The organism is Caballeronia pedi, assembly GCF_001544915.2.
GTDB classification, from domain to species: domain Bacteria; phylum Pseudomonadota; class Gammaproteobacteria; order Burkholderiales; family Burkholderiaceae; genus Caballeronia; species Caballeronia pedi.
Window position 1 is genome coordinate 443,212 of sequence record NZ_FCOE02000001.1, and the last position, 19,745, is coordinate 462,956.

Consider the following 19,745-nt stretch of genomic DNA (forward strand, 5'->3'; position numbering starts at 1 on the left):
GATGCCGCGCGATCACGGTCAAGGCGGTTGAGTGAGCATTTGCTCTATTGATGATCTAATGATCGTATTCGCGGGAACGAAAGTCAAGACGCGTCGCGTCGTGCGATGCCGCGCAATTTACGCACCTCTGCGGCGCACAAATTTCATGGGCGGCAGCGGATCGGGAATAACCCGGATAGTCAACCCGACGGCCATTGAACGAAGGTGCGTGAGCCAATTGCCTATAACGATAGGCGGAAAATTAGAACGCGGGAGACAGACATGGATTACGTGATCGGCATCGACATCGGCACACAGAGCACGAAGGCGTTGCTCGTCGATACCAGCGGCGCGATCGTCGCGCAGCATTCGAGCGCCTACCATCCGGATACGCCCAAGCCCTTGTGGGCGGAGCAGTGGGCGTCGGTGTGGTTCGATGCCGTGACGGCGTGTATCGCGGGCGTCGTCTCGAAGGCGCGGGAGCAGGGCGTCGCGGCAAGCGATGTCAAGTCGCTCTGCGTGAGCAGTCTCTACGGCGGCTCGGGCATTCCCGTCGACGAGAACATGGAGCCGCTCTATCCGTGTCTCATCTGGATGGACCGGCGCGCGACGGCGGAGGTCGAGTGGGTGCGCGAGCATGTCGACATGAAGCGGCTGCAAACGATCACGGGCAACGGCGTGGACAGTTATTACGGCTTCACGAAGATCCTATGGCTGCGCAATCACCAGCCCGATGTGTGGAACAAGACGCGCTATTTTCTGCCGCCCAATGCGTTCGTGATCCAGCGTCTGACGGGCGAGCTCGCCGTCGATCATAGTTCGGCGGGGAACCTCGGCGGCGTGTACGACATCGCGGCGCGCGCATGGTCGAAGGAGGCGCTCGACATGCTCGGCATTCCCGCTTCGATGATGCCGCAGCGGCTCGTCGAATCGTCGGACGTAGTGGGCGGACTGGTGCCGGAGTGGGCCGGCAAGCTGGGTCTCGCCGCGGGCACGCCGGTCGTCGCGGGTGGCGTCGATGCGGCTGTGGCGACGTTCGCGGCGGGCGTTACCAAGGCGGGTCATCACGTCGCGATGATCGGCACCAGCATGTGCTGGGGCTATATCAACCAGACCGTCGATGCGAGTCACGGACTCGTGTCGATGCCGCATGTGTATAACGGCAGGCACGATCTGTATGTGTTCGGCGGCGCGAGCACGGCGGGGCAATGTGTGGCGTGGTATCGCGATCAGTTTTGCCAGGGAGAAATCGCCGCAGCGAAGGCGCTGCCGCATGGCGATCCGCATCGCCTGCTGGAGGAGGCGGCGTCGCAGGTTGCGGCGGGTTCCGATGGCGTCGTGTTCCTGCCTTATCTGATGGGCGAGCGCAGTCCGGTGTGGGATGCGCACGCGAGCGGCACGTTCGTCGGGCTCAATCTGTTTCATACGCGTGCGACGCTTTATCGTGCGGTGCTCGAAGGGGTTGCGTTTGCGTTGAAGCACAACATGGAGGCGGGGCGGCGTGGGGCGCAGTCGCTCGATGACCGGTTGATCGTCGTGGGCGGCGCGGCGCATTCGGATCTGTGGATGCAGATCATCGCGGATGTGACCGGGTATCCGGTGCTGTCGATTGAACAGGATGTCGAAGCGGCGATGGGGGCGGCGTTGCTGGCGGCGCTGGGGGCGGAACTCGTGTCGCGGGAGACCGCCGAAGGCGGGTGGGTGGTTGAGCGGGCTCGGCCGGATGGGGCGCGGGAGAGCGTTTATGCGGAACGCTTCGAGGTATATCGGGAGCTTTATCCGGCGTTGAAGCCGTTGATGCATCGGTTGCGGGGGTGAGGGCGTCTTTGGGGGTTATTTTGACATCCCATAGAAGCCCCAAAAACCCTACCGCCCCCCCAGCACCGGATGCGAATCAAACACCGGCCCCTGCACGAAATGCACGTCGAACTGCTGCAACGCATTGAACTGCGCTTCATCGCAGACATTGGAAAAGATGAGCGGAATCCTCAACCGATGTGCATAAGCCACCAGATGCTTCACCACGGAATCCCGCAAAGCCGCCCCCGCATCCATCTTGATGAAGTCGAGCCGGGCCATGTCCGACACCGCCATGATCTGCCCTGCATTGGGCAAATTCCCCGCGACCTTGAACCCGTAATGCTGATAGCTCTTGGTGAGATACCCAAGAAACGTCTTGTGCGCAACCGCTGCCGCCGGCAATTCGATCACCACCCGCGACGGGCTCATACCGAACTCCATCAGCACCGAAGAGAAGTGCAGCCCATGGTCGTACTTCACGCTCTTCAAAAGCCGCTCATGCACGCGCAAAAACAGCAACCCGGGCCGATGCGGCCCGAAGAAGTTGAACGCATGCAGCGCGCGCGATAACCGGTCCAGCGTGACCAGCTCGCGATCATCTTCCAGTTGCCCGAAAGGATCGCGCGGCGCGTCGCCCTGAATCAGCGTCAGCGCCTGCACGCCGAGCTCGTCGCCGAACCGCTCGGCGCTCTCCGGCGACGCGCTCAAGGTCTGCGGAAAACTGTGCGTGCCGACATCGAAGATCGGCTCGTACGCGCTCGAAATGCACAGGTCGCGGTAATGCGCGATCGCCTCGCCCGCATGCTCGTTCTCGCCGAGCACGACATGCGCGCCAAGAAACGGATGTTCCGCGGCGCGGGCGACGAGTTCAGGCAAGGACGGGGCGATCATGGATGGAGCGTTCGGTTTATGGGGGCGTGCCGCACCGGCGATTTTCGTTGGAATGGTCGATGGTATCAGCGCGCAACACCGCGTCCAGCACCAAATTCACATATTGATATGCCGGAAGAAGCGCGTCGATTAAGGGTTTACGATGAATTTCACTAATCGTAATTGGTTTTACTATGCGTAAAACGCGGCGGCAATGCGCCCGCACTCATTCTTTTGTCGAGGATTTCGACCATGCCAACGTTCGAGACGCACACGGACGCGAACCAGCACTATCAATCCGGCTTCGCGAACGACTTCGCCACCGAAGCGCTGCCGGGCGCGCTGCCGATCGGCCGCAACTCGCCGCAGCGCGCCGCCTACGGCCTTTACGCCGAGCAGCTTTCGGGTACCGCATTCACCGCGCCGCGCGCGCACAATCGCCGCTCGTGGCTGTATCGCATCCGGCCGGGCGCGGTGCACAAGCCGTTCACGCGCGTGCCCGCCGACGCGCTGCGCGCGAAGCTCGTCGCCAATTTCGCCGACGTGCCCGCTACGCCGCCCAATCAGCTTCGCTGGGACCCGTTGCCGATGCCCGCCGCGCCGACCGACTTCATCGACGGCTGGGTGACGATGGCTGGCAACGGCGCCGCCGAATCGATGTCCGGCTGCGCGATTCATCTCTACGCGGCGAACCGCTCGATGCAGGACCGCTTCTTCTACAACAGCGACGGCGAATTGCTGATCGTGCCGCAGCAAGGCCGTCTCGCGATTTCGACCGAACTCGGCAAGCTGGATGTCGAACCGTACGAGATCGCGGTGATTCCGCGCGGCGTGCGCTTTTCGGTGGCATTGCCCGAGGGCGAAGCGCGCGGCTACATCTGCGAGAACTTCGGCGCGCTGCTGCAGTTGCCGGATCTCGGGCCGATCGGCTCGAACGGACTCGCGAATCCGCGCGACTTCCTCACGCCGCACGCCGCCTATGAAGACCGCGAAGGCAGGTTCGAACTCGTCACCAAGATGAACGGCGTGCTGTGGCGTGCGGATATCGGTCATTCGCCGCTCGATGTCGTCGCGTGGCACGGCAACTACGCGCCGTACAAGTACGATCTGCGCCACTTCAACGCCATCGGCTCGATCGGCTTCGACCATCCCGATCCGTCGATCTTCCTCGTGCTGCAATCGCCGAGCGACACGCCGGGCGTCGACACGATCGACTTCGTGATCTTCCCGCCGCGCTGGCTCGCGGCGGAGGATACGTTCCGCCCGCCGTGGTTCCATCGCAATGTCGCGAGCGAGTTCATGGGCCTCGTGCACGGCGTCTACGATGCAAAGGCCGAAGGCTTCTTGCCTGGCGGCGCGAGTCTGCACAACTGCATGTCGGGGCATGGGCCCGATGCGGAGACGTTCGAGAAGGCATCGCGCAGCGATACCTCGAAGCCCGCGAAGGTCGATGCCACGATGGCCTTCATGTTCGAGACGCGCACGCTGATCAAGCCGACGCAGTTCGCGCTCGAAACCGCGCAGTTGCAGGCGAACTACTACGAGTGCTGGCAAGGCCTCACGAAACACTTCAACCCGGAGCAACGATGAACGACGCGCTGCAGGCCACACTCGCGCCCGCCTTGAAAAGCTGGATCGAATCCGCGAACGATCCCGCGAGCGACTTCCCGATCCAGAACCTGCCGTTCGGCGTATTCAGCGACGCGGTGAACCCACAGCCGCGCGCGGGCGTCGCGATCGGCGACTGGATCGTCGATCTGGCCGCGCTCGAACGCGCCGGCCTCGTCGATGCGCACGGCGCGTTCGACAAGCCGCGTCTGAACGACTTCATCGCGCTCGGACGGGAGAAGTGGCGTGAAGTGCGCATCGCCTTGAGCGGTCTGCTCGCGCACGGCAACGCAACCTTGCGCGACGATGAAACGCTGCGCCGCCGCGCGCTCGTGCCGCGCCCGGATGCGACGATGCATCTGCCCGTCGAGATTCCGGGCTACACGGATTTCTATTCGTCGAAGGAGCACGCGACCAACGTCGGCTCGATGTTCCGCGATCCGAAGAACGCGCTGTTGCCGAACTGGTCGGAGATGCCGATCGGCTATAACGGGCGCGCATCGTCGGTCGTGGTGAGCGGCACGCCGGTGCGCCGGCCCAACGGGCAGATCAAGCTGCCGGATCAGGATCGTCCGGTCTACGGCGCGTGCCGCAAACTGGATATCGAGCTGGAGACGGGCTTCATCATCGGCCGGGGCAACGCGCTCGGCGAGCCGATCGCGTGTGAGGACGCGGAAGCGCATATCTTCGGCATGGTGCTGCTGAACGACTGGAGCGCGCGCGACATCCAGCAATGGGAATACGTGCCGCTCGGGCCGTTCAACTCGAAGGGTTTCGCGACCACCATTTCGCCGTGGATCGTCACGCTCGACGCGCTCGAGCCGTTTCGCACCGCGACGCCCGTGCAGGAGCCGCAGCCGCTTGCGTATCTGCGCCACGCGGGCGATCACGCGTTCGAGATCGAACTGGAAGTGCTGCTGCGGGCCGAGGGCGCGCGTCAGCCGGCCAGCATTTCGCGCACCAACTTCAAGCTGATGTACTGGTCGATGGCACAGCAGCTCGCGCATCACACGGTTGGCGGCTGCAATACGCGCGTCGGCGATCTGATGGGCTCGGGCACGATCAGCGGGTCGACACCGCAATCGTGCGGCAGCCTGCTCGAAAGCACCTGGAACGGGCGGCGGCCCCTGAAGCTGGAAGAGGGCGTGGAACGCGTGTTCCTGCAGGACGGCGACGAAATCACCTTGCGCGGATGGTGTCAGGGCGACGGCTATCGCGTTGGGTTTGGCGCGTGCGCCGGGCAGATTCTTGCGGCGCGCGGTTGATCTGCGATCTTGTGAAGCGGCCCGGCGAGGCCGCTTTTTTTTCAAGCAAAGGAAAACGACATGGCGTTCGAGACCACTCCGCAGGGCAACGTGATCGATGTCGAGCGTGCGCTCGGCGACGCACATCGGCCGGCATTCCAGTTCATGCTGCTCGTGCTCTGCGGGCTATGCCTCGTGATCGACGGCTTCGACGCACAGGCGATGGGCTACGTCGCGCCCGCGGTCATTGCGGACTGGCATGTGTCCACGGCCGCGCTCGGACCGGTGTTCAGCGCGAGCCTCTTCGGCATGCTGATCGGCTCCCTGGGATTGTCGGTGCTGGCGGACCGCATCGGGCGACGCCCGGTGCTGATCGGCGCGACCGTGTTCTTCGGATCGTCGATGATCGCTACCGCGTTCACCCACGATCTCGCGCTGCTCACGGTGCTGCGCTTCATCACGGGTCTCGGGCTCGGCTGCATCATGCCGAACGCGATGGCGCTCGTCGGCGAGTTCTCGACTCCCGCGCATCGCGTGAAGCGGATGATGCTCGTGTCGTGCGGCTTCACGCTCGGCGCGGCGCTGGGCGGCTTTCTGAGCGCCGCGCTGATTCCCGCGTTTGGCTGGCGCTCGGTCTTCTGGGTCGGCGGCGCGGTGCCCTTGCTGCTCGCGCTGGTGATGATCGTCGCGCTGCCCGAATCGCTGCAGTTTCTGGTGCTCAAGGGCCGCGAAGCGCGCGCGAAGGCGTGGCTCGCGAAATTCGATCCGGCGCTGCCGATCGATGCGTCGACACGTCTGGTCGTGCACGAGAAGGCGGGCGGCGGTGCGCCGGTGGCCGAACTGTTCCGCGCGGGCCGCGGGCCGGTGACGCTGATTCTCTGGGCGATCAACTTCATGAATCTCATCGATCTGTACTTCCTGTCGAACTGGCTGCCGACCGTGATGCGCGATGCGGGTTACACGCAAGGAATGGCGGTGCTCATCGGCACCTTGCTGCAGACGGGTGGGGTGCTCGGGACGCTTTCGCTCGGCTGGTTCATCGAACGCTTCGGGTTCGTGCGCGTGCTGCTCGCATGCTTCGGTGTGGGTGCGGTGTGTGTCGGGCTGATCGGCGGCGTCGCGCACGTACAGGTATGGCTGTTCGTGGTGGTGTTCGCGACCGGCTTTTGTATCATCGGCGGGCAACCGGCGGTCAACGCGCTCGCGGGTCATTTCTATCCGACGACGCTGCGCTCGACCGGCATCGGCTGGAGTCTGGGCATCGGGCGCGTCGGATCGGTGATCGGGCCGCTCGTCGGCGGGCAGATGATCGCGCTCGGCTGGAGCAATGTCGCGTTGTTTCACGCCGCGGCGGTGCCGGTGTTGTGCTCCACGCTGCTGGTCGCCGTGCTGGCGGTCGTGCAGCGCGAAAAGGGCGGAACGCTGCGCACGGCCTGACGGTTCGGAGCGCGCGTCGGGCGGCGTGATCGATGCTCAGCGCGTCGCGCGCCGTTCCCACCAGACCGCCACCAGAAACGCCGCCGCCGCCGCAGTCAACACGCCGATCAAGGCATCCGCGCCGATACGCTGCATCAACGTCCCCGCGACGATCGGACCGCCGAAGCTCGCCACACTCCACGACGCCCCGATGATCGCTGTCGCCGACACGAGCGTCGGGCCGCGGAAGCGCTCGCCGCACGCGACGATCGAAAGCGTGTAGACGCTGCCCGCCGCCGCGCCGATCACGAAAAGCAGCGGCCAGCAGATCCACGGATGCTCGACAGCCCATGGCAGCAGCGGCAACAGCACCACGACGACCACTCCCGCGCCCGCATGCACCTTCGCGCGCCCGATGCGATCGGCGAGCCAGCCGATCGGGAATTGCATCGTCGTGTCGCCGAACAGGATGGCGGAGGCGAACAGCACGCCGGTCTCCTCGCCGATACCGTGCGACATCGCGAAGAGCGGCATCAGCGAGAGCGCGAGCGTGTCGAAGAGCGCGAAGAAGCCCGTGCCGATCACGAGCGCCGGCATACGCGGCAGCACTTGCCGCCAGTCGCCGTGCTCGCCTTCGCCGTCGCCGGAAGCGAGCGCGTGCGGCGTGCCGCGTATCGACGCGAGCGCGGGCAACGCCAGCAGAAAGATCGCGCCGCAGATCGCGAAGCGCATCGAGGGCAGGCCGCCGATCACGCTGACGAGCACCGGGCCGGTCATCTGGAAGAGCGTGAAGTTGGTCGCGTAGATGGCGACGACGCGGCCGCGCGTCGTATCGTCCCCGAGCTGCGTGACCCACGCCTCGCCGATCGTGAAGAGCAGCATCAGCGCCGCGCCGCACAGAAAGCGCAGCACGGCCCACAGCCAAAGATCCACGGTGAACTGCATCGCGATGGTGGACAGCGCCGCGACGATCACCGTGCCGACGATCGTCTCGCGCGCGCCGCAACGCGCCGCGACGCGGCTCGCGAACGGCGCGACCGCGAGGCCGCCGCCCGCCTGCATGGCAGTCATCAGGCCGACCAAGCCGGTGCCGTAGCCCGCTTGGGTCAAGGCGAGCGCGGTCAGCGGCAAGGTCGCGCCCAAGCCCAGGCCGACCACCGCGACGCTCAGGATCAGCGCCAGAAAATCACGCGAAAGGATGCCCTTCATGCAACGTACCGCCCGATAAGAATCAGGCGGCCTGTCCGATCGAAAGACGGCGCGCGCGCTTGTCGAGCGTCGCCGACAGCAACGTGAGACCGAACGCGCTCGCCGCCATCATGATGCCGACCCACGGCAGCGACGTGAGCGGCGCGCCCGCGCTGATCACGCAGCCGCCGAGCCACGCGCCCGTCGCGTTGCCGAGGTTGAACGCGCCCTGATTCAACGTGGACGCGAGGTTGGGCGCGTCGCTCGCGCGGTTCACGATCAGCATCTGCAGCGGCGGCACGATCGCGAACGCGAGCACGCCCCAGAAGAAGATCGTGATCATCGCCGGGACGGGCTCGTGCATCGTGCCGGCGAAGATCGTCAGAATGACGACGATCGCGAGCAGAAACGTCAGCAGCGAGCGCAGCAGCTTCCAGTCCGCGAGCTTGCCGCCGAGCGTGCTGCCCACCGTCAGCCCGAGGCCGAAGAGCAGCAGCACGTAAGTGACCGCGTGCGGCGAAAAGCCCGTGATGTCTTCGAGGATCGGCGTGATATACGTGAAGACCGAGAACAGACTCGCCGACGCGAGCACGCTGATGCCGAGCACCATCAGCACTTGCGGGTTCTTGAGCACGTCGAATTCGCGCAGGATGCTGGTGTCGCGCATCTCGATGTGCTTGGGCAGGCACACGGCGAGCGCGCCCGCTGCCGCGACGCCGATCAGCGTCACCACCCAGAACGTCGCGCGCCAGCCGGCCGCCTGGCCGAGCGCGGTGCCGAGCGGCACGCCGAGCACGTTGGCGAGCGTGAGTCCGGTGAACATCAGCGCGATGGCCTGCGCGCGGCGGTTCGGCGCGACGAGATCGGCGGCGACCACCGAGCCGATGCCGAAGAACGCGCCATGACAGAACGCCGTGACGATGCGCGCGCCCATCAGCACCCAGTAATTCGGCGCGAGCGCGCACAGCAGATTGCCGACGATGAACACGCCGATCAGGTTCATCAGCGCTTGCTTGCGCGGCATCTTCGCGGTGACCACAGCCAGGATCGGCGCGCCGATCGTGACGCCGAGCGCATAGCCGGAAACGAGCATGCCGGCAGCCGGAATCGACACCGCGAGATCGCGCGCGACATTGGGCAACAGGCCCATGATGACGAATTCGGTCGTGCCGATGCCGAACGCGGCAATGGCGAGAGCGACGAGGGGCAGAGGCATGGCGGAGGGCGCGCGCGGTGTCACGCTTCACGCGCATCGTCGGATTGAGATGCAGGCGCAAAGGCGGAGTTGAAGGCCCGGATTGTACCGAAAGGTAATTTTTGATGCTGGTATAAACCCTGATATCGACCGCCACGCGCCACGCCGCGCCTGAACGGATATTCTTCCGGACGCGGCGACGGCGCATGAGTCTTGCCAGCGCATCGCCGCGATGCGTCAGATGTTTCCGGTAACACACCCGCAGCCGCGCATTCCTTGCGCGTCACCTGCGCGGGAGAGTGTTGGAAAAACGCTGCAACTATCGAACGAACATGTCACCGACAAAAATCTGTATCCGCTTCGCCATCGCATCCACGCTGCTGCTCGGCGCGCTCGCGCACGCCCAGAGCGACGCCGCCGGTCCCATCGCCACGAAGGCCGGCGCGCTGCATTTTCTGCGCGACGAATCCGGCATGGCCGCGCTCATCGACACGCAGGTGTTCGATCGCTTCGACGCGAAACGCATCGCGCATTTCGATGAAACGTCGGGCGCGAGCGACACCGTCACTCGCATGCTCGTGCAATCCGATACCGGCCCGCTGCTCTACGACTTCCGCCGCAATCCGCCGCTCGTGCAGCGCGTGAATCAGCGCATGACGGTCAAGCGCGTGTTCTGGCAGGGCGAGGAAGTGGTGATGCAATCGAATCTCGGCTGGTTCGGTTTTCAGCGCGGCAAGCTCACGAAGCTGCAATCGTCGACGACGACCTATCACTGAGCGGAAACACGCGTTCGCCGGCGACCACATAGAGCGCTTCGCCGCGCACCTGGCCGTTCACCTCGAAGCCGCCCGTGAACGCGCCGAACGCCGGCAGCACGCCCGCGCGCGCGCCGAAGCGAAAGCACGGCAGGCGCGCGCTGTCGACGCGCGTCGCGAGCCGGTACACCGGATGCTCGTGGCCGGCGAGCGCGTAAGCGCCATCGACCGTCTGCGGATGATGGCAAAGCGCCCACGGCCCGAGCGCGTGCGGCTCCTTCACGACATCGACGCCGAACATAGCGGGCAGCGCGCCCGCGTGCCTGTCGTGATTGCCTTCGACGAGCACGAGCGCGAGTTCGCGATGTTTCGCGCGCCACGCGGCGAGCGCGTCGAGCGTTTCGTCGGCGTGCGATTCGCGCGCGTGCAGCAGATCGCCGAGAAAGACGATCGATTCCGGCCGATGCGCGGCGACGAGCGCATCGAGCCGCGCCAGGCTCTCGCCGGTCGTGCCGACAGGCACCGGAATGCCGCGCGCGCGAAACACCGCGTCCTTGCCGAAATGCGCGTCGGCGATGAAGAGGCTTTTGGCCTGCGGATCGAACGCCGCGCGCTCTGCCGACAGGACGAGTGCGTGGCCGTTCACATCGATGGTCAGTGCTTCCATTTATGCTTTCGCCGCTTTCTCTAAATCCGCGAGCATGCGCTCGACGCGATCCGACAGCTTCTCCGTGCTCACCCTTTCCCGCAAACGCGCGACGATCAGCGGAAACGCGAAGGGCGTCGGCTTCTTCGGGTGCGTGAGCGCAAGCCGGCTTGCGCACATGCGTTCGAGCGCGGCCCGGATGCGTCCGAGTTCCAGTTCCTGCAGCATCACTTCCTGATCCGCCTGCGTGAGCAGCAGATTGCCGCTGTCGTGCTTGCGGAAGACTTCGTAGAACAGTCCGCTCGACGCCTGCAACTGGCGCGCGCTTTTCTGCTGCCCCGGATGACCCTGATAGATCAGCCCCGACACGCGCGCGATCTCGCGAAAACGCCGCGCCGAAAGCTCGGACGCGTTGAGGCTCGCGAGAATGTCGTGCTCCAGATTCTGCGGAGAAAAGAGACCTTCCGCGATGAGCGTCTCCCAGTCGAACGGCTTGGCCGACAGCAGTTCGAAGCCGTAATCGTTCATCGAAATGGAGAACGTGCCCGGCTGGTCGCGCGACGCGCGCCAGCCGAACAGCGATCCCAGACCGATATGCGCCATGCGGCCCGCGAACGGATAGCAGAAGAAATGATGCCCTTCGCGCGAGCGCACCAGTTCGACGACGAGCACACCGGGTCCCGGCAAGGCCGACCATTTCGCCTGCAAGTCGAGCAGCGGTTTGACGGCGCGCATCTCGGGTTCGTCGTAGATGCCGTCGCTGGCGCGCGCGAGCATCACGAGTGCGGCGTCCGCGAGTTCCGACGAGAGCGGCATCTTGCTGCCCGCCCATTGCGGCATCGCGCCGCGCGATGAGCTCGCGCGCTTCACATAGGCGGTCATGTCGCGCACGCGCACGAGTTCGAGCGCGCGTCCGCCGAAGGTGAAGACATCGCCGGGCTTGAGACGCGAGATGAACGATTCCTCCATCGCGCCGATGCGCCCGCCGGTCATGTACGCCACGTTGATGGTTGCGTTTGCAACGATCGTCCCGACGTTGTTGCGATGCCTGCGCACGAGATCCTCGCGCGGCACGCGATACACGCCGTCATCGTCCTTCACGACGCGATGAAAGTCCGGATACGCCCCGAGCGACGCGCCGCCGCGCTCGACGAACGCGAGCGCCCAGTCGAACTCCGGCTGCGTGAGATCACGATACGCATACGCGCTGCGGACTTCAGCGAGCATCTCCGCCGATGTGAAGCCGCCGCCGATCGCCACCGTCACGAGATGCTGCACGAGCACGTCGAGCGGCTTGAGCGGCATGTCGCGGCCTTCGATGCGACGTTCCTGGATCGCCCAGCGCGCCGCCGCCGCTTCGACGAGTTCGAGCGCGTGCGTCGGCACGATCGTCACGCGCGACACGCGGCCCGGCGCGTGACCCGAGCGTCCCGCGCGCTGCATGAGGCGCGCGACGCCCTTCGGCGAGCCGATCTGGAACACGCGATCGACCGGCAGGAAATCGACGCCCAGATCGAGGCTCGACGTGCACACGACCGCCTTCAGTTGCCCGTTCTTGAGTCCCTGCTCGACCCAGTCGCGCACCTCCTTGTCGAGCGAACCGTGATGCAGCGCGAGCAGGCCCGCCCATTCCGGCCGCAGTTCGAGCAGCGCGCGATACCAGATTTCCGCTTGCGAGCGCGTGTTGGTGAAGACGAGCGAGCTTTGTGCCTGATCGACTTCATCGGCGACGGGTCCGACTTGCCGCACGCCGAGATGCCCGCCCCACGGAAAGCGCTCGATCGTGTCGGGAATCAGCGTATCGACGACGAGCGTTTTCGGCTGCGCGCCGCGCACGACCACGCGCGGCGTTTTCACGGGATGCAGCAGGGCGTCGTGCGCGAGCGCGAGATTGCCGAGCGTCGCGGACAGGCCCCAGATCTGCAGATCGGGCCGCCAGTGCGCGAGCCGCGCGATCGCGAGTTGCGTCTGCGTGCCGCGCTTGTTGCCGAGCAGTTCGTGCCATTCATCGACGACGATCATGCGCAAGTGCTTCAGTTCCTCCTGCGCGTTGGCGCGTGTGAGCATGAGCGTGAGGCTTTCGGGCGTCGTGACGAGCGCGGACGGCATGCGCCGGCTCTGCCGCGCGCGTTCGGTCGATGACGTGTCGCCTGTGCGCAGCCCGACCGTCCACGGCACCGACAGCGCGCTCACCGCGCTTTGCAGCGCGCGGGCGCTGTCGGCGGCGAGCGCGCGCATCGGCGTGATCCAGAGGACGGTGAGCGGCGCGGGCAGCGCGGCCGGTTTCGGCGGCGCGTGCGCGTAGGCCGCGAGCGCGCCGAGCCACACAGCCCAGGTCTTGCCCGCGCCGGTCGTCGCGTGCAGCAGACCGCTCGCGCCGCGTTCGATTTCACGCCACGCCTCGCGCTGAAACGCGAAGGGCTGCCAGCCGCGTTCGTCGAACCAGCGCGCGATGCGCTCGTCGATCGGCCTCACGGCTTCGTTCGCGTCGAACGCGAATGGCGCGGGCGTGAACAGTTCGGCGGCGGCATCGAGTTTCGCCTGCGCCGCACGCGTACGCGGCACGCGGCGAGGACGCGGCGCGCTCATGCCGTCGCCTCGTTCAGAAAGCCCTTGAGAATGTCGAGCGTATCGGCGTCTTCGATCTGCTTGTCGGTGCGCCAGCGCAGCATGCGCGGAAAGCGGACCGCGATGCCCGACTTGTGGCGCGGGCTCGCCTGTATGCCTTCGAAGCCGATCTCGAAGACGAGCGTCGGCGTGACACTGCGCACCGGACCGAACTTCTCGATGGTCGTCTTGCGCACGATCGCATCGACCTGGCGCATTTCTTCGTCGGTGAGGCCGGAATAGGCTTTCGCGAACGGCACGAGCGTGCGCGTGCCGTTCGCCTCGTCCCAGACGGCGAAGGTGAAATCCGTGTAGAGGCTCGCACGCCGTCCGTGGCCGCGCTGCGCGTAGAGCAGCACGGCGTCGATCGAATACGGATCGATCTTCCACTTCCACCACGTGCCCGATGCCTTCGTGCGCCCGACGCCGTACATCGACGCGCGCTCCTTCAGCATCAATCCTTCGACGCCGCGCGCGCGGCTTTCGTCGCGCAACGCGGCGAGCGCCCGCCAGTCCGATGCGACGACCACCGGCGACACGCGCAGCAAGTCCACCGCGAGATCGGACGCGAGCGCGTCGAGCTTCGCGCGGCGCGCATCGAGCGGCTCGGTGCGCAGATCGCGGCCGTCGGCTTCGAGCAGATCGTAGGCGAGCAGCGCGGCGGGTGAATCGGCGAGCACTTTTTTGGTGAGCGACTTGCGCGTGATGCGCGGCTGCAAACGCGCGAACGGCAGTGGCGCGTTCGCGCCCGGTTCCCACGCGAGAATCTCGCCGTCGATCACGGTGCCATCCGGCAACGCGGCGCCAAGCGCGGCGAGTTCGGGAAAGCGCTCGGTGACGAGATCCTCGCCGCGTGACCAGATCCACACGCGGCCCGCGCGCTTCACGAGCTGCGCGCGTATGCCGTCCCACTTCCATTCGACGATCCAGTCAGCGGGCGAACCGAGCGTCGCCGGATCGGCCTGCAGCGGATGCGCGAGAAAGAACGGATAGGGGAGGCCGAGATCACTTTCGTGCGGCGTGTCGACATCGTCGCCTTCGGCTGCGGGCGCGATCAGCCGCAGATAACGCGCGGCGCTCGGCGTCTGACGCGAATCGGTCCAGCCGACCATGCGCTGCGCGATGCGCTTGTGATCGACGCCCGCGACGGCGGCCAGCGCGCGCACGACGAGCTGCCGCGCGACGCCCACGCGAAAGCCGCCGCCGATCAGCTTCGTCAGGAGAAAGCGCTCGCTCCAGTTCAGTTCGTCCCAGTAGCCCAGCAGCCGCTCGCGCAATTCAGCCGGATTTGCGCCACGCAGCGTCAACACACGTTCCTCGATCCACTGCGCGAGCCCGAGCGACGATTCGCCCGACGCGGGCGGCAACACGTGCGCGATGGTTTCGGCGAGATCGCCGACCGCCTGATACGACTCCTCGAAAAGCCATTCCGGCAGGCCCGCGCGTTCGCGCGCGAATTCGGTGATGAGACGCGTCGGCACCGACTGGCGCGGCTTGCCGCCCGCGAGAAAGTACGACGCCCACGCCGCGTCTTCCGGTTCCGCACCCGAGAAATACGCGATCAGCGCTTCGAGCTTTTCGTTAGTCGATGTGGTCGCGTCGAGCGCGGCGTAGAGCGTCGCGAAGCGCTTCATGACGCTACGGCCGTATCGGCTTCGATGGCGTCGTCGCCGTATTCGGTCTTGAAGGCGCCCGCGTCCAGTCCCTGTTCGCAGAGCCAGCGCACCATCGGCTCGATCTGTCCGTGCGTGACGATCACGCGTTGCGCGCCCGTCGCGCCGATCGCCAGTTGCAGGCCCGGCCAGTCGGCGTGATCGGAGAGCACGAAGCCGCGATCGACGCCCTTGCGCCTTCGCGTGCCGCGCAGACGCATCCAGCCGGACGCGAAGGCATCGCTGTAATCGCCGAAGCGGCGCATCCACGTGCTGCCTTGCGCGGACGGCGGCGCGACGATCAGTGCGCCCTTGAAGGCGGCCTTGTCCTTCGCGGCGATCTCGCTGACGAGGCGCGTGTGCGGCAACGCGACGCCGGCCTCGCGGTACGCGCGATTGAGCGGCTCGACCGCGCCGTGACAGAAGATCGGGCCGATGGCGGCATCGACGCCCGCCAGCAGGCGCTGCGCCTTGCCGAACGAATAGCAGAACAGCACCGACGCGCGCCCTTGCGCCGCGTTGTGCCGCCACCATGAATCGATGCCGTCGAAGACGTCTTGCGAACGGTCCCATCGATAGATCGGCAGGCCGAACGTCGATTCGGTGATGAAGGTATCGCAGCGCACGGGTTCGAACGGCGCGCAGGTCGGATCGGGTTCGACCTTGTAGTCGCCGGACGCGACCCACACACGCCCCTTGTATTCGACGCGCACTTGCGCCGAGCCCAGCACGTGTCCGGCAGGATGCAGCGACACGCGCACCCCGTTCACTTCGATGGCTTCGCCATAGGCGAGCCCTTGCACGTCGATGCCGGGCAGCCTCGACAACAACACGCCGACGCCCGGTTGCGCGGCCAGATAGCGCGCGTGGCCAAAGCGCGCGTGATCCGCATGCGCATGCGTGATGACGGCGCGTTCGACGGGCCGCCACGGGTCGATATGGAAGTTGCCCGGCACACAGAAAAGTCCCTCGGGCCGCGCGACGATGAGATCGGAAGAAGTGTCCACTGGTCGATAGGCAATGCGTGTGTGACAGCCGCATGACGCGCGCGCCGCCGGGCAACGGGAAGTGTTCGATTCTGGCAACAAAAGCACGCCACGTGCCCGTCACGGCGCTTTCATCAATCGCGTGCAGGGTGTAAAAGTTTGATTGGCCTGAGCGCTCGTTCGCATGTGTCCGCTCAAGCCGCCGTCAGCGAAACACGCGCGCACGGGGCGCGCGCGCCGCAGTCTTCTTGATAAGCCGAACATGGATACGATGGTTGCGCCGACCGCCGCAGAAGCGGTCTGGATCGTCAGGCTCCAGGGCCATCCTCAGTACGACTTCGTGCGTCTGAAGCGCGTGTTCACCGGCCACGGTTCGCGCCATCAGGTCGTGCTCGTGGATGTCGGAAAGTTGCTCGCGTGCGCCAATCGCGACGACACCGATTACGTGCTCAAGGCCGTCGACGACTGGCACGCGGGCAAAGTGCGCGGCATCCGCGAATTTCTCGACCCGGACAATCCGCGCGTGCCGGAAATGCCCTACGTGACGATCAGCGTGCGCCGCTCGTCGGGCTTGCTCGGGCTGCTCGGCGTGCACAGGGAAGGGGTCGTGGCGTTTCGCAACGGGCAGCATCGCGCGCGCTACATGGCGCACGCCGGCGCGTTGTGCATGCCGGTGGAAGTGCATGAGCGCGAGGCGGCGCTGCTGCGCGAGATGTGCGCCGCGCCCGATGTATCGAGCGCGGAGTACGGGGAGAATTGAGTGCGGCGCGATCAGCCAGACGGCAGGATCGCCGCCTGGCTTTCGCGGATGCTTCAGTTGGCCGTCGCCGACGCGCCGCGCATCGTCTGCATCGGCATGATCGACGACATGGGCGGGCGCATCACTTCATCGGGGCGGCCGTTGCCAGAGGCGAATTCCCGGCTCAGATAGTCCAGCGCATAGTCGATGAAAAAGCGCGTCTTGGCGGGCAGATATTGCCGGCCCGGATAGACGATCGACACTTTCATGTCCGGGTCGTCGATGGAGTAATCCTCCAGAAGGCGCACGAGCGTGCCGTCGTTCAGATCCGCCTGCACGATGCCCTCGGGCAGGATCGAAAAGCCCATGCCCTTGAGCGTCGCGAGACGCACCATGAGGCCGTTGTTGACCGTGTACACAGGCGCGAGCGTGATCTGGTCGGCGTCGCCGAGACGATGCCGGAAGTGCCAGGTCTGGCTGCGCATCTCGTTCGGCAGCCCGACGGAAGGCAAGTTGTGCAGATCCGTGGGCGAACCGGGCATGCCGTGCTCGGCCACGAACGCCGGCGTCGCGACCGGGACGAGCGCGTTGGTGCCGACGGGGCGCTCGATGAGCGCCGTGCTCGACACCATGAACGCGGTGACGATGCCCACGTCGTAACCGTCCTCGACGAGATCGACATGGCGCTCCGCGAGCGTCAGGCGCACATTGACCTTCGGATAGAGCTTGCGGAAGCCGTCGACGAGCGGCGTCAGCGTAAGCAGCGAAAGCGCGCTCGACGCCACCACGCGCAACGTGCCACTCGGCTCACCCTCGGTGTGCGTGACCGTGGACTCCAGATGATCCAGTTCTTCGAGCAATGCGCGGCAGCCCTCCAGATAACGCGTGCCGGCTTCGGTTAGAGAAAGATTACGGGTGGTGCGGTTGATCAGGCGAGTTCGCAAATGCGCTTCGAGCATGGCAATCGCCCGAGTGACCAGCGCATTCGATACATCGAGTTGTTGAGCGGCGCGGCGAAAGCTTTCCGTATCCGCCACGCGCACGAAGACGCGCATTGCATGGATCTGGTTCATCTCAGGTGCCCTCTCGGTTGGGTCACATCGCGGCAGGCCGGCTCAATGCGACATGCGCATGTCCGAGCATTGAAGGATGTGTGAAGTCGATAATATTGACAGACGGCAAATATTGCAATAACGACGTTAGAACGATGTGGTAACTCAGGCAGATTTTTGAATCCTCCATTAGCGCTGCGCCCATGTGGGCGCGTATTTTGTCAGTTTGGCGCCATTAGAAATGACCGTGCGAATTCGTTTTGCACCCCGGACTATAAGGCGCAGCGGCCATTCCGACAATAAGTTTGTAGATTTTCTTATGATATATGTTGTGAATCCTTAATAAATCGCATTTTCTGCTGCGTTCACGAATCGAGATGAAATTGATATATCTACCCGTTAATTATTTTTATCGGTTTTTATGCTCGATTAACATTCTTGCTGTTTCCTTACAGCGCGAGTCGAGTTTCAATCTGCAGGAAGCGGGTTAATCGTTTTGCCGACCCGATCAGGAATATCGATTCCGTGATGCGCGCTTTTCATCGCCTCGCCTGATGTCCGATTCCTTTCAAACTCGACGGTGTTTGCGGCATGCTTCTCGTCGCGCTGATTACCGGTGTCATAATCGGCGGACACACATGGAGGCTTTGAATGGCTCAATCCAATCCGGCGACTGTCACGCTCCCGAGCGGCGAAGTGATCCCGAAACTCGGCCAGGGAACCTGGGAAATGGGCGAACGCGCGAATGCGCGCAGGAGCGAGATCGCCGCGCTGCGCGAGGGCGTCGAGCTGGGAATGACGCTCATCGACACCGCCGAGATGTACGGCGACGGCGAAAGCGAGAAGCTCATAGCGGAAGCGCTCGGCGACAGGCGCGAGGAACTGTTCATCGTGAGCAAGGTGTATCCGCACAACGGCAGCGAACGCGGCGTACAGACCGCGTGCGAGCGCAGCCTGAAGCGCCTGAAGACCGACCGGATCGATCTGTATCTGCTGCACTGGCGTGGCGGGGAAGATCTGGAAGGCGTCGTCGCGGGGTTCGAAAAGTTGAAGCGCGACGGCAAGATTCGTCACTGGGGCGTCAGCAACTTCGACACCGACGACATGGAAGAACTCTTTTCGCTCGATGGCGGCAGCGCCTGCGCAACCGATCAGATTCTCTACAACGTCGCGCGGCGCGGGGCGGAGTTCGATTTGCTGCCGTGGCTGCGCGAGCGACGCCTGCCCGCGATGGCGTACAGCCCCGTCGATCACGCGCGTCTGCCGCGCGGCGGCGCGCTGGAAAAGATCGCGGCGGCGCGCGGCGTGTCGGCGTTTCAGGTGGCGCTCGCATGGGTTCTGCGGCAACCGGAAGTGTTCGCCATTCCGAAGGCGGCGGACGTCGCGCATGTCCGCGAGAATCGCGCGGCGCTCGACCTCGATCTGTCCGCCGACGAACTCGCGGACATCGATCGGCAGTTCAGGCCGCCGAAGTCGAAACGCTCGCTCGAAATGCTTTGACTGCTTCGATGCCGCGCGCGATCACGTGCACGCGTGATGCGCGTGAACGGAGCCGAGCACCGCGACTTCCGCGGGCGTGCGCCTCAAATCTGCTTCGTTGACCTGCTTCGCGTCGGCGAGGAAATCGTCGACGATCGAGGACACTTTCGTGTCCGTCAGGCACAGCGACACGCGCTTCGTGTCGTTATCGGAAAGCGACGCGCGCTGCGACAGGAACAGCACGCCGTACTGATAACCGCGCACGATGCCGCGCACCGCGCCCACGCATTGGCCTTGCGCCGTGTTGTCGGACTTCGCGGCGCATTGCTGCGCGAGCGCGTAGGCGGAGAAGCTGGGGTCGGCGGCGCCGGGCGTCGGGGCTTGCGGTGCGGTTTGCGCGTGCGCGGCCATCGCGACACTGAAGGCGAAGGTGCTGAGCGCGACGGAAAGGGCGGGTTTCATCGGTTGAATCCTCGTTGTTGTTGAACATCGAACCGATGAGAGACGCGCGAAGACGCTTTGGTTCCGA

At 65.1% G+C, this 19,745-nt stretch carries 17 protein-coding genes; 7 read left to right on the forward strand and 10 right to left on the reverse strand.

From position 1 onward, the window contains the following. Positions 1-261: 261 nt before the first annotated feature. Positions 262-1,797, forward strand: a complete 1,536-nt coding sequence (locus AWB80_RS02065; protein WP_061172953.1) for an FGGY-family carbohydrate kinase — start codon at positions 262-264, stop codon at positions 1,795-1,797. A gap of 48 nt (positions 1,798-1,845) precedes the next feature. Here AWB80_RS02065 and AWB80_RS02070 read toward each other — a convergent pair whose 3' ends face one another. Further along, complete coding sequence (locus AWB80_RS02070) at positions 1,846-2,670, reverse strand: EAL domain-containing protein (RefSeq protein ID WP_061172954.1); 825 nt, start codon at positions 2,668-2,670, stop codon at positions 1,846-1,848. A gap of 231 nt (positions 2,671-2,901) precedes the next feature. Here AWB80_RS02070 and hmgA point away from each other — a divergent pair, with 231 nt between their 5' ends. The 3 genes from hmgA to AWB80_RS02085 are packed head-to-tail and all read left to right on the forward strand — an operon-like array spanning position 2,902 to position 6,938. Beyond that, on the forward strand, positions 2,902-4,239 hold the full coding sequence (gene hmgA / locus AWB80_RS02075) for a homogentisate 1,2-dioxygenase (protein WP_061172955.1): 1,338 nt from the start codon (positions 2,902-2,904) through the stop codon (positions 4,237-4,239). Then, positions 4,236-5,522 carry a fumarylacetoacetase gene (fahA, locus tag AWB80_RS02080; RefSeq protein WP_061172956.1) on the forward strand — a complete coding sequence of 429 codons (1,287 nt, stop codon included), beginning with the start codon at positions 4,236-4,238 and terminating at the stop codon, positions 5,520-5,522. The genes hmgA and fahA overlap by 4 nt, the downstream gene beginning before the upstream one ends. A gap of 60 nt (positions 5,523-5,582) precedes the next feature. Next, complete coding sequence (locus tag AWB80_RS02085; protein WP_061172957.1) at positions 5,583-6,938, forward strand: MFS transporter; 1,356 nt, start codon at positions 5,583-5,585, stop codon at positions 6,936-6,938. Between the two features lie 36 nt (positions 6,939-6,974). Here AWB80_RS02085 and AWB80_RS02090 read toward each other — a convergent pair whose 3' ends face one another. Beyond that, the gene (locus AWB80_RS02090) at positions 6,975-8,126 is read right to left on the reverse strand and encodes an MFS transporter (RefSeq protein ID WP_061172958.1); all 1,152 of its coding nucleotides are present in this window, start codon (positions 8,124-8,126) and stop codon (positions 6,975-6,977) included. Positions 8,127-8,148: 22 nt separating this feature from the next. Then, positions 8,149-9,321, reverse strand: a complete 1,173-nt coding sequence (locus AWB80_RS02095; RefSeq protein ID WP_061172959.1) for an MFS transporter — start codon at positions 9,319-9,321, stop codon at positions 8,149-8,151. Positions 9,322-9,632: 311 nt separating this feature from the next. On the opposite strand from AWB80_RS02095, the gene AWB80_RS02100 reads away from it, so the two are divergent. Next, the gene (locus AWB80_RS02100; RefSeq protein ID WP_061172960.1) at positions 9,633-10,076 is read left to right on the forward strand and encodes a hypothetical protein; all 444 of its coding nucleotides are present in this window, start codon (positions 9,633-9,635) and stop codon (positions 10,074-10,076) included. On the opposite strand, the gene pdeM is transcribed toward AWB80_RS02100, so the two are convergent. Genes pdeM through AWB80_RS02120 form a run of 4 tightly spaced genes read right to left on the reverse strand, consistent with a single transcriptional unit; the run spans position 10,039 to position 15,967 of the window. Continuing rightward, on the reverse strand, positions 10,039-10,722 hold the full coding sequence (gene pdeM, locus AWB80_RS02105; RefSeq protein ID WP_061172961.1) for a ligase-associated DNA damage response endonuclease PdeM: 684 nt from the start codon (positions 10,720-10,722) through the stop codon (positions 10,039-10,041). The two genes, AWB80_RS02100 and pdeM, sit on opposite strands and share 38 nt — an antisense overlap. Further along, the gene (locus AWB80_RS02110; RefSeq protein WP_061172962.1) at positions 10,723-13,290 is read right to left on the reverse strand and encodes a ligase-associated DNA damage response DEXH box helicase; all 2,568 of its coding nucleotides are present in this window, start codon (positions 13,288-13,290) and stop codon (positions 10,723-10,725) included. After that, the gene (locus AWB80_RS02115) at positions 13,287-14,942 is read right to left on the reverse strand and encodes an ATP-dependent DNA ligase (RefSeq protein ID WP_061172963.1); all 1,656 of its coding nucleotides are present in this window, start codon (positions 14,940-14,942) and stop codon (positions 13,287-13,289) included. Before AWB80_RS02115 ends, AWB80_RS02110 begins: the two co-directional genes overlap by 4 nt. Further along, positions 14,939-15,967: a ligase-associated DNA damage response exonuclease gene (locus tag AWB80_RS02120; protein WP_061172964.1), complete on the reverse strand. Its 1,029-nt coding sequence runs from the start codon at positions 15,965-15,967 to the stop codon at positions 14,939-14,941. The genes AWB80_RS02115 and AWB80_RS02120 overlap by 4 nt, the downstream gene beginning before the upstream one ends. Before the next feature lie 241 nt (positions 15,968-16,208). Here AWB80_RS02120 and AWB80_RS02125 point away from each other — a divergent pair, with 241 nt between their 5' ends. Beyond that, positions 16,209-16,706: a plasmid fertility inhibition factor family protein gene (locus AWB80_RS02125; protein ID WP_061173101.1), complete on the forward strand. Its 498-nt coding sequence runs from the start codon at positions 16,209-16,211 to the stop codon at positions 16,704-16,706. Positions 16,707-16,759: 53 nt separating this feature from the next. Here AWB80_RS02125 and AWB80_RS02130 read toward each other — a convergent pair whose 3' ends face one another. Together AWB80_RS02130 and AWB80_RS43830 are read right to left on the reverse strand one after the other, a co-directional pair. Beyond that, complete coding sequence (locus tag AWB80_RS02130) at positions 16,760-17,758, reverse strand: LysR family transcriptional regulator (RefSeq protein WP_061172965.1); 999 nt, start codon at positions 17,756-17,758, stop codon at positions 16,760-16,762. A 447-nt stretch (positions 17,759-18,205) separates the two neighbouring features. Then, a complete protein-coding gene (locus tag AWB80_RS43830; RefSeq protein ID WP_160147402.1) occupies positions 18,206-18,373 on the reverse strand; it encodes a hypothetical protein in 168 nt (55 codons plus the stop codon). A gap of 15 nt (positions 18,374-18,388) precedes the next feature. Between AWB80_RS43830 and AWB80_RS02135 the strand changes: the two genes are divergently transcribed. After that, positions 18,389-19,237 carry an aldo/keto reductase gene (locus AWB80_RS02135; RefSeq protein ID WP_061172966.1) on the forward strand — a complete coding sequence of 283 codons (849 nt, stop codon included), beginning with the start codon at positions 18,389-18,391 and terminating at the stop codon, positions 19,235-19,237. 21 nt (positions 19,238-19,258) lie between these two features. Here AWB80_RS02135 and AWB80_RS02140 read toward each other — a convergent pair whose 3' ends face one another. Then, positions 19,259-19,678, reverse strand: coding sequence for a Rap1a/Tai family immunity protein (locus tag AWB80_RS02140; protein WP_061172967.1), 420 nt, complete (start codon positions 19,676-19,678; stop codon positions 19,259-19,261). Positions 19,679-19,745 lie beyond the last annotated feature (67 nt).